At 74.2% G+C, this 15,062-nt stretch carries 14 protein-coding genes; 4 read left to right on the forward strand and 10 right to left on the reverse strand.

Translation table 11 applies throughout. The annotated features are described in order from the left end of the window. Positions 1 to 12: 12 nt before the first annotated feature. From ACQP04_RS28305 to ACQP04_RS28335, 7 genes are all read right to left on the reverse strand, one after another. Positions 13 to 942: a class I SAM-dependent methyltransferase gene (locus ACQP04_RS28305; protein WP_433503582.1), complete on the reverse strand. Its 930-nt coding sequence runs from the start codon at positions 940 to 942 to the stop codon at positions 13 to 15. Positions 943 to 983: 41 nt separating this feature from the next. Next, positions 984 to 1,151, reverse strand: coding sequence for a hypothetical protein (locus ACQP04_RS28310; RefSeq protein ID WP_433503583.1), 168 nt, complete (start codon positions 1,149 to 1,151; stop codon positions 984 to 986). A gap of 113 nt (positions 1,152 to 1,264) precedes the next feature. Then, positions 1,265 to 2,203 carry a hypothetical protein gene (locus ACQP04_RS28315; protein WP_433503584.1) on the reverse strand — a complete coding sequence of 313 codons (939 nt, stop codon included), beginning with the start codon at positions 2,201 to 2,203 and terminating at the stop codon, positions 1,265 to 1,267. A 55-nt stretch (positions 2,204 to 2,258) separates the two neighbouring features. After that, positions 2,259 to 3,074, reverse strand: a complete 816-nt coding sequence (locus ACQP04_RS28320; RefSeq protein WP_433503585.1) for an ABC transporter permease — start codon at positions 3,072 to 3,074, stop codon at positions 2,259 to 2,261. Beyond that, a complete protein-coding gene (locus ACQP04_RS28325; RefSeq protein WP_433503586.1) occupies positions 3,071 to 4,018 on the reverse strand; it encodes an ABC transporter permease in 948 nt (315 codons plus the stop codon). The genes ACQP04_RS28320 and ACQP04_RS28325 overlap by 4 nt, the downstream gene beginning before the upstream one ends. Next, positions 4,019 to 4,156, reverse strand: a complete 138-nt coding sequence (locus ACQP04_RS28330; RefSeq protein ID WP_433503587.1) for a hypothetical protein — start codon at positions 4,154 to 4,156, stop codon at positions 4,019 to 4,021. Between the two features lie 134 nt (positions 4,157 to 4,290). Next, a complete protein-coding gene (locus ACQP04_RS28335) occupies positions 4,291 to 5,562 on the reverse strand; it encodes an ABC transporter substrate-binding protein (protein WP_433503588.1) in 1,272 nt (423 codons plus the stop codon). Positions 5,563 to 6,145: 583 nt separating this feature from the next. On the opposite strand from ACQP04_RS28335, the gene ACQP04_RS28340 reads away from it, so the two are divergent. From ACQP04_RS28340 to ACQP04_RS28350, 3 genes are read left to right on the forward strand one after another with little or no spacing between them, the layout of a single operon-like run. Next, positions 6,146 to 7,342 (forward strand): epoxide hydrolase family protein, encoded by a 1,197-nt coding sequence (locus ACQP04_RS28340; RefSeq protein ID WP_433503589.1) that lies wholly within the window; start codon positions 6,146 to 6,148, stop codon positions 7,340 to 7,342. Then, positions 7,339 to 8,322, forward strand: coding sequence for a hypothetical protein (locus ACQP04_RS28345; RefSeq protein WP_433503590.1), 984 nt, complete (start codon positions 7,339 to 7,341; stop codon positions 8,320 to 8,322). Before ACQP04_RS28340 ends, ACQP04_RS28345 begins: the two co-directional genes overlap by 4 nt. Positions 8,323 to 8,377: 55 nt before the next feature. Beyond that, the gene (locus tag ACQP04_RS28350) at positions 8,378 to 9,241 is read left to right on the forward strand and encodes an alpha/beta fold hydrolase (protein WP_433503591.1); all 864 of its coding nucleotides are present in this window, start codon (positions 8,378 to 8,380) and stop codon (positions 9,239 to 9,241) included. Between the two features lie 4 nt (positions 9,242 to 9,245). Here the strand turns inward: ACQP04_RS28350 and ACQP04_RS28355 are convergent, their stop codons facing one another. The 3 genes from ACQP04_RS28355 to ACQP04_RS28365 are packed head-to-tail and all read right to left on the reverse strand — an operon-like array spanning position 9,246 to position 13,446. After that, positions 9,246 to 12,494 (reverse strand): bifunctional cytochrome P450/NADPH--P450 reductase, encoded by a 3,249-nt coding sequence (locus ACQP04_RS28355; RefSeq protein ID WP_433503592.1) that lies wholly within the window; start codon positions 12,492 to 12,494, stop codon positions 9,246 to 9,248. Further along, the gene (locus ACQP04_RS28360; RefSeq protein WP_433503593.1) at positions 12,491 to 13,273 is read right to left on the reverse strand and encodes a hypothetical protein; all 783 of its coding nucleotides are present in this window, start codon (positions 13,271 to 13,273) and stop codon (positions 12,491 to 12,493) included. Before ACQP04_RS28360 ends, ACQP04_RS28355 begins: the two co-directional genes overlap by 4 nt. Beyond that, positions 13,270 to 13,446 (reverse strand): hypothetical protein, encoded by a 177-nt coding sequence (locus ACQP04_RS28365; protein ID WP_156067618.1) that lies wholly within the window; start codon positions 13,444 to 13,446, stop codon positions 13,270 to 13,272. Before ACQP04_RS28365 ends, ACQP04_RS28360 begins: the two co-directional genes overlap by 4 nt. 271 nt (positions 13,447 to 13,717) lie before the next feature. Between ACQP04_RS28365 and ACQP04_RS28370 the strand changes: the two genes are divergently transcribed. Then, the gene (locus ACQP04_RS28370; protein WP_433503594.1) at positions 13,718 to 14,998 is read left to right on the forward strand and encodes a patatin-like phospholipase family protein; all 1,281 of its coding nucleotides are present in this window, start codon (positions 13,718 to 13,720) and stop codon (positions 14,996 to 14,998) included. The last annotated feature ends 64 nt before the right edge of the window (positions 14,999 to 15,062 follow it).

Below are 15,062 nucleotides of genomic sequence, written 5' to 3' on the forward strand. Positions count from 1 at the left end.
GACAACTGATCATCACAGCCTCACCGTCCGCAGGACCCGGGTGACCATGGGGAGCTCGAACCCGTCCCCGGACACCTCGGGCCGCGACGCGAGGTAGCGGCGCATCCGGTCGAAGGCGGCGTTCCGGTCCGTCGGTGTGCTGACGAGCGCCCACGAGTGCGTCCCCAGGGTGGCGACCAGGCCGTCGACGGTCGTCGCGAGCCGGTACTCGAACGCTGCCGTGCGCACCGGGCCGAAGTCCGGGCCGGCGTCGAGGTCCGGCCGGTCGCCACCTCGGGGCACCCCGTGCTCGGGCCGCTCGTCGGCGAGGGCCTCGTGGTAGCCGCGGACCCACTCGACGCGGCCGTCGTCGGCGTTCCACAGCCCGGCGAGCACCCCGCCCGGCCGCAGCACGCGGGCGATCTCGCGGAACGCGTGATCGGGGTCGAACCAGTGGATGGCCTGCCCGACCAGGACGGCGTCGACCGACGAATCCGGGAGCGGGATCCGCTCGGCGGTCCCCTCGCGGGCCTCGACAGCGGGCAGGGCCGCGCGAAGCAGGGCGAGCATCGCGGGATCTGGCTCCACCGCGACCACCTCGCGGACCCGGCCGACGAGGCTCGCGGTGAGCTTCCCCGTCCCCGCGGCAAGGTCGAGCACCCGTCCCCGGACGGTGTCGAGGGCCCAGTCCACCGCCTGGTCCGGGTAGCCGGGCCGGTGTGCGGCGTAGGCCTCCGCGCCGGCTCCGAAGGACCGCGCCCGGACGGGATCGGGGAGCTGCGACACCCGCCGACCGTAACCGCCGCGGCGCCTGTGTCCCACCCGGTAGGCGGCCGGGTCAACCATCTGCGGCACGTCCCGGGCCGGGACGTGGTGCTCCACCGCGACGCCGCGGTCGCGGGCGAGCTCGTCGGCCAGGTCCTCGTTGCCGACGTGGTCGGGGTGGCCGTGGGTGGTGAGCACGACCAGCCGCTCCCACGGCCCGACCCGGTCGACCGCCGCGGTCAGGGCCCGCCGGAACGGGACCGTCTGTCGACCAGGAACAGGGTGTCGCCGACGCGGTGCAGCAGGGCGGTGGCGACGTCCAGCCGGTCGTGGGCGATGTCCAGCTCCTGACCCGGCACCAGGACGGTGCGGTCGTCGATCCCCACGATCTCGCCGAGCCTGCTCATGTCGGTCGTCCCTCCTCCGGCGGTGATCCCGCCGCACGGCACGCCGGCCGCGGTGCGATCACCGTCGCGCCGGCGCCGTCGACCCGGCTCCGACGACGATCGCAGGCCGGCCGTCACCGTCGGCACGCGCGAGGCCAGGGGCGGCGGTCGAAGAGCCGGGTCCGCAGCTCGGCCTGGCGCTTGTCGATCCCCTCGACGTAGTGGTCGAGCTGCTCGGCGCGACCGGTGAGCGGTTGGTCCTGGACAACCTGGAACGGCCCGAATTCGGACAGCTCGGCGAGGGTCGTCTCGACGGTCCGGCGACGCTGGGCGATCCAGTCGAAGAGTCGCCGGTTCAGCGAGGACGCGAATTCGACGACACCGTCCCCCGGGGATTCCTGCGCGAGTGCGCGACGGATTTCCGTGCGGAGGACATTTTCCGCGTCCTTCTCCAGCGCGCCGTCGAGCATCGGCCCGGCGGGCGCGGCGAGAACCGACCCCAGGGGCAGTATGCCGCGGCCGACTTCCAGTTCCAGCTGGAGGACGTACAACGGGTACGGACCGTGGTCCCGACGGATCGCGAAGGCCGGAAGCTCGAGGACCACCCGCACGCGCGCGACGGCGTGGCCGAGAACCTCGTCGGTGACGTCGACGCGAAGGTCGAAGACCGGTTCCTCGCGGGGGTGCGGGAGGGTCGCCGCCCCGACGTCATCGGCCCTCTGACCAGCATCTATCGGTCCGATCTGCGGCGGAGCGGCGGGCTCTGCCGTCCCGGGGGCCTGCGGCAGCCCGTACAGCAGCAGGAGCGCACTCGCCGGGCAGGTGACCCGCAGCCCGGTGACCTTTCGAGGGCGGTCCGCGGCGTTCCGCAGGGTCAGGGTGAGGTGCAGCCGGAATTCACGATGCTCGGCGGGGCCACGGGGATCGGGTTCCGGCGGTAAGGGTCTACCGGATTTCTCTTCCCAACGCATATCGAGACCGGCGACCTCGACCGTCGCGACGCGCCGCCGGCGACGGAGCGGAAAGACGGAATTCAGCAGACCGCCGACGGACCTGACGACGGCCGCATTCACGCCGCGAGATTAGCACCGGGGTCCGGACGGCCGCCCGGCGCCTCATTTCCGTACCTCATTCTGATGACGGCAGGGAAGAACCGCGACGTACGGTCCACGAACCGGCCGGGTTCTCCAGCCCGCGCCCGACGACGAGCGCGAGCGCCGCGACGAGGACGACGGCGACCGACGGGGCCAGTGCGACGTGCGGGGCGGCGAAGAGGAACTCCCGCCCCTCGGCGACCATCGCGCCCCATTCCGGCGTCGGCGGCCGGATGCCCAGGCCGAGGAACGACAGGCCCGAGACGGTGAGCAACGTCCCGGCGAAGCGCACGCAGGCGTGGGCGACGAGCGGGCCCGCGACGTTGCGCAGCACGTGCCCGCCGAGCACCCTGGCGCGCCCGGCCCCGAGCGCGGCCGCGCCCTCGACGTAGCCCTGCCCGACCTCCCGCACGGTCAGCTGGTAGGCCTGCCGCGCGAACGGGGTCCACCCGACGACGACCACCGCGACCAGCAACGACCCCGGGCCGGGTCCGAGGACGACCGCGGCGAGCAGCCCGAAGAGCACGGTCGGGAGCGCCGCGAGCAGGTCGGTCAGGCGCAGCACGGCACGTCCCCCACGTCCGCCCGCGTAGCCGCACGTCAGCCCGACCGCGACCCCGACGGCCCCGGTGACCAGGACGACACCGGTCGTGAGACCGAGCGTGAGCCGGCCCCCGACGAGCAGCCGTGCGGCGACGTCGCGGCCCAGCTGGTCGGTGCCCAGCAGGTGGGCGGTCGACGGCGGGCGCAGGATGGCCGCGAAGTCCGTGGCCACCGGGTCGGGCAGCAGCAGGGGCCCGAGGCCGACCAGGAGCACGAGCCCGGCCGCGGCACCGAGGACCCACCTCACCGGTCGGCCTCGCGGTCGTGGGCGACCGGGTCGAGGGCGAGCTGCACGACCTCGGCGACCATCCCGGCGACCACCGCCACGGCGACGAGGACGAGCGTGCCGGCCTGGACCACGGGCAGGTCCCGGGCCAGGACGGCGTCGAGCAGCAGCCGCCCCACCCCGGGGATGCCGAACACGGTCTCCACCACGACGGCTCCGCCGAGGAGCCCGGCCACGAACATCCCGGACAGCGAGGTCACCGAGGTCAGCGCGAGCCGGGCGGCGTGCCGCCAGAGCACCCGACGCTCCGGCAGCCCCTTCGACCGGGCCAGGCGGACGTGGTCGCGGCCGAGCACGTCGATCGTCTCGGCGCGCACGAGCTGCGCCGCCAGCGCGGCTGGATGGGCCGCGAGCGTGAGCACCGGGAGCACCAGGTGCTCCGGGCCGCCCCAGCCGATCGCCGGGAGCATACCCGCGCCCACCGCGAACACCAGGACCAGCCACGGCGCCAGGACGAACTCCGGCACGGCGATCCCCGCGATGCCGGCGGCGGACAGCCCGCGGTCGAGCAGGCCACCGGAACGCCGCGCGGCGAGCACCCCGGCCGGGATCCCCAGCACCGCCGCGAGCCCGAGCGCGGCGCCGGTGAGCAGCCCCGATACGCCGAGCGCCGAACCGAGCTGGTCGACCACGGGGGTGCGGGCGACATAGCCGATCCCGAGGTCGCCCCGCAGCACGGCGCCCAGCCACCGCAGGTACTGCCCGACGACCGGGCCGTCGAGCCCGAGCTCGGCCGCGACCCGGGCCGTCGTCTCGGGGTCCGGCGCGTCGGAGGCGACCCGGGCGCGGAGCACTGCCCGGGTGACGTCGCCGCCGATCAGCCGGGGCAGCGCGAACGCCACGACCGACGCGGCCAGCAGGACCAGCGGGAGCGGCAGCAGCCGCCGCAGCAGCGGGCCGAGCACTCAGGCGTCGGTGCGCGACAGCGGCGGCAGGACGGGCCGCACCCCGAGCGGGTCCGGCGCGAAACCGCTCACCCCGCGCGAGCCCGCGGTGTTGAGCGGGTGCACGACCATCACGCCGACGGCGTCGGCGGTCAGCATCCGGGCCGCCTCGGCGAACAGCTGCTGCCGCTCGGCGGTGTCGGTGACCGTCGGCAGCCGGTCGATCAGCGCGTCGTAGGCCGCCGAGCAGTAGTGGTCGATGTTGTAGCTGCCGCCGCAGGTGTAGTCCGAGGTCAGGGTGGCGTTGCGTCCGCGTGGTCGGCCAGGTAGCTGCGGGAGTTGAGGTACATGTCGAACCGCCCGGCGAGCACCTCCGGTTCCTGCGCGGCGTAGTCCCCGACGGTCACCTCCACCCCGATCCCGGCCCGGGCCAGCATCGACTGGATCGCCCCCGCCAGGACGGGCATCTCCGGTCGGTTCGGGAAGGTCCACAGGCGCACCTGCAGCGGCCGGTCGGGGCCGTACCCGGCCTCGGCGAGCAGGGCCTTCGTCCCGTCGACGTCGGCACCCGGCGGCGGGGCGGTCCCGCCCCACGGCACCGCGGCGCCGAACAGGTCCGCCGCCGGAGCCGCCGCGCCGCCCAGCACCTGCGCGGCCAGCACCGGCCGGTCGATCGCCTTCGTCACGGCCTGCCGCACCCGCAGGTCCGAGAAGGGCGCCGCGGACTGGTTGAGCAGCAGCTCGATCGTGCGGGCGCCCGGGTACTCCGCGACGTCGACGCCGGCCGAGCGCAGCTGGTCGAGCGACGCCGTGGGCAGGCCCTCGGCGAACTGGACGTCGCCGGACTGCAGGGCCAGCGCCCGGCTCTGCGGGTCGGTCACGTACCGCACGGTCACCCGCCCGGCGCCGGCCTTCGTGCCCCAGTAGCCCTCGTTGCGCACCAGGACCGCGGAGTCGGTGCCGTTCACCGTGTCCAGCACGTACGGGCCCGTGCCCGTCCGGATCACGCTCGGCTGCCCCTCCCCGGCGTACGCGGCGGGCGCGAGGATCCCCAGGTTCCCGCTGCTCATCCGCAACGGCACCACCGGGTCCGGCTCCGCCGTCGTGATCCGTACGGCGTCGGCGCCGTCCGCGGCGATCTCGAACCCGATCCCGCGGATCGATCGCGGCGGCGCCGTGACGCCGGCGACATGGCCGAGCGCCGTGACGACGGCGCCCGGGGTCAGCGGGCTGCCGTCGTGGAAGGTCACGCCCTGCCGGAGCACGAACCGCCAGGTCCGCGGGTCTGCGGTCTGCTCCCACGAGGTCGCCAGGCCCGGGGCGGGCTGCACGGCGTCGTCGACCGTCGTCAACGTCTCGGCCACGCCAAGGCTCTGCAGCCGGGCACCGTCGTCGGCGTCGAAGGCGTACGCGGCGCGGGGCGGGAACTGCAGCGCGACGGTCAGCTCGTCGTCCGCCCCGGCCGCTCCGGTCCCGCCGCCCTGCCCGCTGCACGCCGCCAGCACGACCGCCGCGACCACCGCGACCGCTGCGGTCGCCAGCTGCGCCACTCGCCGTCGTGGCATCCGGTCGTCACCTCGTTCCCGTCCGAGCCGCCCCGGACGAAGCGGCCGGATGCATCATCTGTGCAACTGTTCAGATCAGTCAAGTGACCTCGGCACGACCTGAGTTGCGCGGTGGAACCAACTGGAACCGCTGGCTCAGCTCACCCTGACCCATCTGTCGCCTTTTCGACTGTCTCGTCGAGGTCGGGGTTGGATCGCCCTGCCTGCCGGGGTTACGGTCCCCCGGACCCTCGCGGTCCCGTCCACGCGTCGCCCGCCGGGCGTGCCCTCCCGACGCCGCGCGTGCCGGGTGGCGCCCCTCGCGCAGCCGCGACGGTCGAACCAGGCGCCTGCCACGATGCCCACCCCTCCGGCCTCGCGGCAGGCGCCCGCTCCCTCACCAGGCGCGTCACCAGCAGGCCCATCACCCCGTCGCCGGTTCACCTCCGTGAGGTGATGGCGCCCGCCCCCAGGTCCGGAGCATTGGTCGCCGCCTCGGGAAGCCCGACGCGGCTCCCGGGGCCCGGCGCCGAACCCCTCGGCGCCGAACAGTGCCGACCCCACTGCAGACCCCACTGCCGACGACCACGCCTGGAGCGAGCCCATGGGAGCCACAGTCCCGACGACCGGCGGGGACGCGATCCGCCCGTTCACGATCGACGTCCCCGAGGAGCAGCTCACCGACCTGCGCAGACGTGTCGCAGCGACGAAGTGGCCCGACCGGGAACCGGACGACTCCCAGGGGGTGCAGCTCGAGACGATCCAGGCGCTCGCCGACTACTGGGCGACGGAGTACGACTGGCGCCGGTTCGAGGAGCGGTTCGCGGCCCTCCCCCACTTCGTCACCGAGATCGACGGCGTCGACATCCACTTCATCCACGTCCGCTCCGAGCACGAGGACGCCCTGCCACTCCTCGTCACGCACGGCTGGCCGGGCTCGACCGTCGAGCAGCTGAAGATCATCGACCCGCTCACCCGGCCCACGGAGCACGGGGCGAGCGCCGCGGACGCGTTCCATCTCGTCATCCCGTCGCTGCCGGGCTACGGGTTCTCGGGGAAGCCGACCGAGACCGGCTGGGACCCCGGCCGCGTCGCCCGCGCGTGGGTCGAGCTGATGAGCCGGCTCGGCTACCCGCGGTACGTCGCGCAGGGCGGCGACTGGGGCAACGCCGTCACGGAGCGGATGGCCCTGCTCACGCCCCCCGGCCTGCTCGGCATCCACACCAACATGCCGGCGACGGTTCCCGCCGACATCTCGAGGGCCCTCCAGCTCGGCGACCCGCCGCCGGCCGGTCTCTCCGCCGCCGAGAAGACGGCCTACGAGACACTGGCCGACTTCTTCAGGACCGGCGTGGGCTACGCGATCGAGATGGCCAACCGGCCGCAGACCCTCTACGGCATCGTCGACTCCCCCGTCGGCCTCGCGGCCTGGATGATCGATCACGACGTCCGCAGCTACCAGCTCATCGCGCGCGCCTTCGCCGGCCGGCCCGGCGGCCTGTCCCGCGACGACGTCCTCGACAACGTCACCCACTACTGGCTGACGAACACCGCGATCTCCTCCGCGCGCCTCTACTGGGAGAACACGGGTGCCTTCTTCGACGCCCGGGGCGTCGAGATCCCGGTCGGCGTGACCGTCTTCCCCGACGAGCTCTACCCGGCCCCGCGGAGCTGGGCGGAGCGGGCGTACCCGAAGCTCGTCCACTTCAACGAGGTCGAGGAAGGGGGCCACTTCGCCGCCTGGGAGCAGCCGCAGACGTTCTCGGCGGAGGTCCGGGCGACCTTCAGGTCGCTGCGGTGACCGCGACGGCGGAGCTGCCCGTCGAGGGCGAGCTCCCGGAGCTCGCCGGCGCCGCGGCGTGGCTGAACTCCGCCCCGCTGACGCCGGCCGGGCTGCGCGGCCGGGTCGTCGTGGTCCAGTTCTGCACCTTCTCCTGCATCAACTGGCTGCGCACGGTGCCCTACGTCCGGGCGTGGGCCGTGAAGTACCGCGACGCCGGGCTGGTCCTGATCGGCGCGCACTCGCCGGAGTTCCCGTTCGAGCACGACCTGGCGAAGATCCGGGCCGCCCTCGCCCGGCTCGGCGTCGAGTACCCGGTCGCGGTCGACAACGACTTCGTGGTCTGGCGTGCCTTCGACAACGCGTACTGGCCCGCCCTCTACTTCGTCGACGCCGGGGGGCGCATCCGCCACCACCACTTCGGCGAGGAGGACTACGAGCGGTCGGAGCGGGTGATCCAGCAGCTGCTCGTCGAGGCCGGGCGCGACGGCGTCGACGACGACCTCGTGGCCGTCGAGCCCGACGGCGTGTTCCGCGCCGCCGACTGGGACCGGCTCGGCTCGCCCGAGACCTACGTCGGCTACGCCCGGGCCACCGGCTTCGCCTCCCCGGGCGGCGTCGACCCCGACCGCGGCCGGGTCTACACCGAGCCGCCGCGGCTCGCGCTCAACCAGTGGGCCCTCTCGGGCGACTGGACGGTGGGGAGCCAGAGCGCGACGCTCGGCGAGCCCGACGGGCGGATCGTGCACCGCTTCCGCGGGCGGGACCTCAACCTCGTGCTGGGCTCCCGCACGAAGGCGCCGGTGCACTTCCGCGTGCGGGTCGACGGGCGGCCGCCCGACGGCTCCGCCGGGCTCGACATCGACGGGCGCGGCGCCGGGACCGTCACCGAGGACCGGCTGTACCAGCTGGTCCGCCAGGACGGCCCGGTCGCCGACCGCACTGTCGAGATCACGTTCCTCGACGCCGGCGCCCAGGCCTACGTCTTCACCTTCGGCTGACGCGACGCCGCCCCGCGAGCCGATGAGTTCCGGGCCGGGGGGCGGTCCACCGGGCATGCCGAGCCACGTGCTGGAGACACCCGAGGTCGATCTCGCCTACGACGTCGAGGGACCGCTGCCGACCGCCGACGGCCGGCCGCCGCTGCTGCTGATCGGCCAGCCGATGGACGCCGGCGGGTTCCGGGCGCTCGCCGCCCGCTTCCCCGACCGGACGGTCGTCACCTACGACCCGCGGGGGCTGGGCCGCAGCGTCCGCAAGGACGGGCGGGTGGACCAGACCCCGGAGGCGCAGGCCGCGGACGTCCACGCGCTCGTCGAGCAGCTCGGCGCCGGCCCCGTCGAGCTGTTCGCCAGCAGCGGCGGCGCCGTCACCGCGCTGGCCCTGGTCGCGGCGCACCCCGGGGACGTGACCACCCTCGTCGCGCACGAGCCGCCGATCCTGACCGTGCTGCCCGACGCCGCGGCCGCGGAGCGCGCCCGGGCCGCCGTCCGGGACGTCTACGAGGCGAAGGGCTGGGGCGCCGGCATGGCCGCGTTCGTCGCGATGACCTCCTGGCAGGGCGAGTTCACCGAGGAGTTCCTCGCCCGCCCGGCCCCCGATCCGGCGCAGTTCGGGATGCCGGCCGGCGACGACGGCTTGCGCGACGATCCGCTGCTCTCGGACCGGTCATGGGCGTTCAGCGACTATCGCCCTGACGCCCGCGCACTGGCCGCCGCGCCCACCCGCGTGGTGATCGCCGTCGGCGAGGAGTCGGCGGGGACCTTCACCGCGCGCACCGCGGAGGCGACCGCCGCCCTGCTCGGCGGGCGGGCGGTCGTCTTCCCGAGCCACCACGGCGGCTTCCTCGACGGCGAGTTCGGCTACGCCGGCAAGCCGGACGAGTTCGCGGCGACCCTGCGGACGGTGCTCGACGGCTGAGCCCCTACACCACCGCCGTCTCGCCCCAGATGTCCTCGAGGTAGCGGTCACCGGCCCGCAGGCCCGCGAGCCAGGCCTCGCCGTCGGACTCGCCGGCCCCGGTCTTGGCGCGGAACACCGCGACGAGGGCGGCGCGGACACCGGGAGCCATGGTCGAGGCGTTGCCGCACACGAGGACGACGGCCTCGTCCTGCAGCGCCTCCCACACCTGGTCGGCAGACGCCTCGAGGGCGTGCTGGACGTAGCGGTGCGGGTAGCCCTTCACCCGCGAGCACGCCGGGATGAGGGTCGCGACGCCGTCGGCCTCGTAGCCCTTGAGCTCGTCGGCGTAGAGCAGGTCGTCCTCGGGGTCCCGGCAGCCGAGGAACAGCAGCGACCGGGCGATCGGGACGCCGCGGGCCCGCAACGACTCCCGCTCCTGGAGGAACCCGCGGAACGGGGCCATCCCGGTACCGGCACCGATCATGATCATCGGAACGTGCGGGTTCTCCGGCGGCCGGAAGGCGATGCTCGGCTGCCGGACGAAGGTGAACACGGTGCCGCCCTCGGGCACCGCGCTCAGGTGCCCGGAGCAGACCCCGCGGAACGTCGAGCCGTCCCCGCTGCGCGCCGGACCCTCGAGCACGCCGACGGTCACCGCGGCGGCGGAGCTCATCGTCGGCGACGACGAGATGGAGTAGTAGCGCGGGCGCAGCGGCGGCAGGAGGTCGAGGTACTCCGCGAACGGGAGGTCGCACTCCGGGTGCTCCTCGAGCACGTCGAGCAGCGTGCGCCGCGGGAGCGCGATCTTCTCGCGGTAGCGGGCCTTCGACTCGTCGTCGGTCCCGGCGAGGTCGGCCAGCTCGTCGCGGAAGGGCCCCTCCGGCATGTGGGCCGCCATCGCCGCCAGGCCCGCCCGGCTCGCGACGTCCTGCAGCTCGACGCAGCCCGCCAGGATGCCCAGCAGCGGGTAGGGCTCGCCGATCGGCAGGTGGGTCGGGCTCGCCCCGGACGCGGTGAGCGTGGCGTACTGACCGCCGTCGAGGCCGAAGCGGGCGATCACCCGGTTGACGACCGCCATGTCGTTGCGCGGCAGCACCCCCAGGTGGTCGCCGGCGGCGTAGGTCGTGCCCGCGGGCAGCGCGATCTCCAGGTGCCGCACCGAGCGCCCGCCCGGGATGCCCGCCCGGGCGGTGAGCTCACGGTTGACCCGGACCGTCGCGGCCTGCCCGCGGTAGGACTGCAGGATCGGGCTGGCGGTGCGGCGCTGCTCCAGCTCCACGGCCAGCCGCGGGCCGCCGCCGGCCGCCTCCGCCGCCCCGGCCTCCAGGCCCAGGGCCGACCCGAGCGCGTCCCACAGCCCGGCGTACCAGGCCTCGAACTGCCCGTCGAAGTCGCCGCGGGCATCGCCCTCCCCCCGCGGGTACACGCGGGTCGCGCCGCGGGCCTCGAGCGCGGCGTCGACGCGGGTCGGCACCGCCTGGTACGTCGCGGCCCAGTCGCGGTTGCCGCAGCCGAAGACCGTGTAGCGCACCCCCTCCGCCGAGGTGGCGGCGTCGTCGGCCCACGTGCAGAACTTCCCGGCGTTGTCCGGCGGCTGCCCGTTGTACGACGAGGTGACGACCACGACCGCGCCGTCCGTGGGCAGCTCCCCGACCGCGTCGTCGAGCCCGGCGGTGCGCGCCGTGTAGCCCCGGTCCGTCGCGTCCCGGGCGATCCGCGAGGCGAGGTCCTCCGACGCCCCGAGGTTCGACCCGAACAGCACCAGCAGCGGGGTGCCGTGCCGGTCGGCCGGCGCGACGGCGAGGGCCGGGGACCGCGGGATCGAGACGACCTCCGCCTGCCGCGGCGACGCGCCCCAGGTCCGGCCACTGCGCGGGCGGATGGTGATCGTGAGGCCCTCGGGCTTGAGGGTCAGCGACTCCTTGATCTTCAGCTGGTAGTTCGCGTGGTCGATCAGCTCGAAGCGCTGCAGGACCATGCCGAGCACCAGGGTCGCCTCCTGCAGCGCGAACTGGCGCCCGATGCAGGCCCGCTGGCCGGAACCGAAGGGCCGGAAGGCGTTGGGGGGCAGGGCGTCGAGACGCTCGGGCGCGACGTGGTCCGGGTTGAACTCATCCGCGTCCGGCCCCCACACCTCGGTCAGCCGGTGCAGCATCGGCGTCAGGGCGATGACCGCCTGTCCGGGCTCGAAGGGCCCCCACCCGCCCACGGTGGTCGCCCGGCGGGTCTGGCGGGTGAACGCGGGCGCGGTCGGCCAGAGCCGCAGCGTCTCGTCGAGGATCTGCCGGACGTAGCCGAGCTGCTGGACCTGCGCCACGGTGGGCGGCACCGACGGGTCGGTGCCCAGCACCCGGTCGACCTCCTCGTGCGCCCGCGCGACGACCTCGGGGTGCTTGAGCAGGTAGGAGATGGCGAACGACAGCAGCCCGCTGGTCGTCTCGTGGCCGGCGACCAGGAAGGTCTGGCACTGGGCGATGATGTTGTGGTCGGGCAGCCTGTTCCCCTGCTTGTCCGTGCCGACGAGCATGTGCCCCAGCAGGTCGTTCCCGGGGTCCCCGGACGCCTTCCGCTCCGCGAGGATCTTCCCCACCGTGTCGTCCATGAACCTGCTGTCGGCCTCGAGCTGTCGCTGGGCCCCGCGGCGCACCTTGATCGCCACCGGGAGCAGGCGCTGCCGGGCCTGGGTCTCGTGCAGCGCCCCCATCATCGCCTCGACGAACGGGTGCTGGCCCTCGCGGTAGAAGGAGTTGAACCGGTAGCTGAAGCCGCACAGCGCGATGGTGTCCAGCGTCAGCCGCGTCATGTCGGCGGTGACGTCGATCGGCTCGTCGGTGTTCAGCCGCTCCCACTTGAGGCACAGCTGCTCGGCGATGTCGATCATCGGGTCGAGGTAGCCCTTCATCGCCCAGGTGCTGAAGCTGGGCAGCAGGATGTCGTGTGCGGACTTCCACAGCGGGTCGTCGGTGTCCGCGGTGAACAGCCCCGCGCTCTCGTGCGTCTTGCGCAACTCCCGCTGGCTCAGCCCGACGAGCTTGTCGAACCGGGTGTCGTCGCACAGGTCGTTCACCATCTCCAGGCCGGAGGCGACGTAGAGCGGCCCGTTGGGGGTGTTGAGCCTGAGCATCGGCCCCCACTCGCGCACGAGCTTCATCAGGTCCTGGATCATCGTGGCCTGGCGGATCTCGAACATGTTGCCGATGATCGGCACGCCCTTGGGCCCGGGGATGTCGTCGACGGTCTTCGAGGTGACGGGCGTGACGGAGGCGGTCATGGCTGGTCACTCCTGAGGCTCGGGCTGGTGGTGTCGAGGGGCGCGGCGGGCGCCGGAGGCCCGGTGTCGGGCTCGGGCGCCGGCGCGGCCGCGCGGTGGGCGTGGCGCAGCAGGAAGATCGAGATCAGCACGACCCACGCCGGGAAGACGAGGACGGCCGCGGGGTTGCTGGTCACGGCGAGCAGCAGGAACGCGGCGAGCAGGTACGCGATCACGGCCGGGACGATCGGGAGCACCTTCGCGTTGCGCAGCAGGGTCGTGGTGGTCAGCGCGAACATGCCGGCCCCGCGCACCCCGAAGATGAACACGAGGCCGTAGCCGACGCCGGTGAGCGCCCGCGCCGTCTGGGGGTCCTCGGCGGGCGAGTGGCCGAAGTAGACCCCGAACGCGACCGCGCCGACCGCGGCGGTCCCGGCGAACAGCAGCGTCACGAAGATGGCCCCGGCCAGCAGGTTCAGCCCGTGCGCCATGGTCGACGGCTGCGGGGTCAGGGTGTCCAGCACGGCGCGCATCGCGGTCATGTGCCAGAGGAACGCGATGCCCGCGAACGGGACGAGGTAGAGCCCGACGGCCACGAACAGCTGGTCGCCGCCGTTGGCGTAGAAGCCCGTGTACGCCGAGTCGGGGTCGGCGAGCGTCGGGGCGCGGTGCACCAGGACCAGGGCCACGACGAACAGGACCGCGAACACGATCCCGCTGACGGCTGCGATGCGCGCCGCGGGCCCAGATCCCGACGACGCCGACGGGGCCGCTTCGCTCGCCGGGGCCGCGTCGTTCACCGGGGCCGCCGCGGTGCCGCGCCGTCGTCCCGGTCGCCGGGCGGTTCCAGGTCCTCGAGGATCCGCAGCAGGTCGAGCGTGCCGGAGAACGCGAGTTCCCGGCCGGAGTCTGTCGTCACGGTGCCCCCCAGTCGCCCGTCGGCGGTGCGGAGAAGCTCGACCGTCAGGTGCATGACCTCCCCCTGTCACCGCGGACACGGTGGCAGGGGTGCGGCCGGCGGACCACGGTCGGACCTTCCAGCCGGCCTTCCAGTTGACTCCCGCGTCCCGGCCGGGCGCGGTCCGTGACCGGACCGCGGAGCGGGATCGGCCGGGCGGCTCCGGGGCCCGCCGCCGTTCGGAGCAGGAGCACGGCGCGTCGTTCCACAGTGGGCGTGTGAGCTCCGGCGCGCCTCGTCCGCACCGCCTTCCGCCGTCCCGGGGAGGGCGGTAGGAACGGGTGTCATGACCGGAGGCCGACCCCGCCGTGTCGCGCTCGCCTGCCAGGGCGGAGGGAGCCACACGGCCTTCACCGCGGGCGTGCTCGCCCGCCTGCTGCGCGCCGACGCGCTGCGCGACCACGAGATCGTCGGGCTGTCGGGTACCTCGGGCGGGGCGATCTGTGCCCTGCTCGCCTGGGTCGGGCTGCGGGACGGCGACCGGGAGCGGGCGGCCACGCTGCTGGAGGAGTTCTGGCGCGACAACTCGGCGCGCTCCCCGATCGCGCGGCTGCAGAACGTCGGCATGGTCGCGGCGGGTGCGCTGCAGGGGCTCGGGCTGGCCCCCGGGATCAGCCCCTACGCGATCCCGCGCGCGCTCGGCGGGATGGACCAGTTCCGGGCGTTGCTCTCCCGGCACGTCGACTTCGACGCGCTGACCGTCGACAGCGCGGGCGAGGCCCCGATGCTGCTGCTCGGGGCCGTCGACGTCCTCTCCGGCCGCTTCCGCGCCTTCAACAGCCGGCAGGACCGCATCACCGCCGACGCGGTGATCGCCTCCGCCGCGATCCCCACCCTGTTCCGCGCCGTGCGCACCCACGGGGGCACGTACTGGGACGGGCTGTTCTCGCAGAACCCGCCGGTGCGCGACCTGCTGGCCACCCGGCCGGACGAGCTGTGGGTCGTCCAGATCAACGCGCCGGCCATCGACCGGGAGCCGCGGACCCTGATCGAGATCGGCGACCGGCGCAACGGGCTGGCCGGCAACCTGTCGCTGCACCAGGAGCTCGGGTTCATCGAGACGATCGACCGGATGCTCGCCGACGGCGACCTGCTCCCCGACCGCGGCTACATCCACACGACGGTCCGGATCATCGAGATGCCGTCGACCGTCCTGCCCCGCCTGATCGGCTCGGCGTCGAAGCTCAACCGTGACGTCCTGTTCCTCGACGGTCTGCAGGCGAAGGGCCGGGAGCAGGCGGACCGCTTCCTCGCCGCACTCGCCTTCGAGCACGCCGTCGACGCCCGGGACGCCGACGCCGTCCGCGCCGCCACCACCGAGGAGGCCCGGCTGGTGTCCGCCACCCCGTTCCGGGACCGCGACGATGTGCCCCTGCGCCAGCACATCCCCGCGCTGATCGACGGCACGTTCACCATCGACCCCACCCGCAAGCAGGTGGCCGGCGACCGGGCCACCTGGACCCTGCGGATGCACGACGGGCCGGCGGCGGCCGGGCAGGCCGAGGCCGAGTTCACCGGCGGCCGGGTGTCGGGACTGCGGCTCGGCCCGGTCCCCGCCGAGGGGTGACCGTCGCCCGGCTCGGTCCCGGGTGAGGTCGAGCGGCTGGTCGTGGCGGCGCAGGAGCAGCGCG

The sequence above is a fragment of the Pseudonocardia halophobica genome (assembly GCF_050948485.1).
Taxonomy (GTDB): domain Bacteria; phylum Actinomycetota; class Actinomycetes; order Mycobacteriales; family Pseudonocardiaceae; genus Pseudonocardia; species Pseudonocardia halophobica.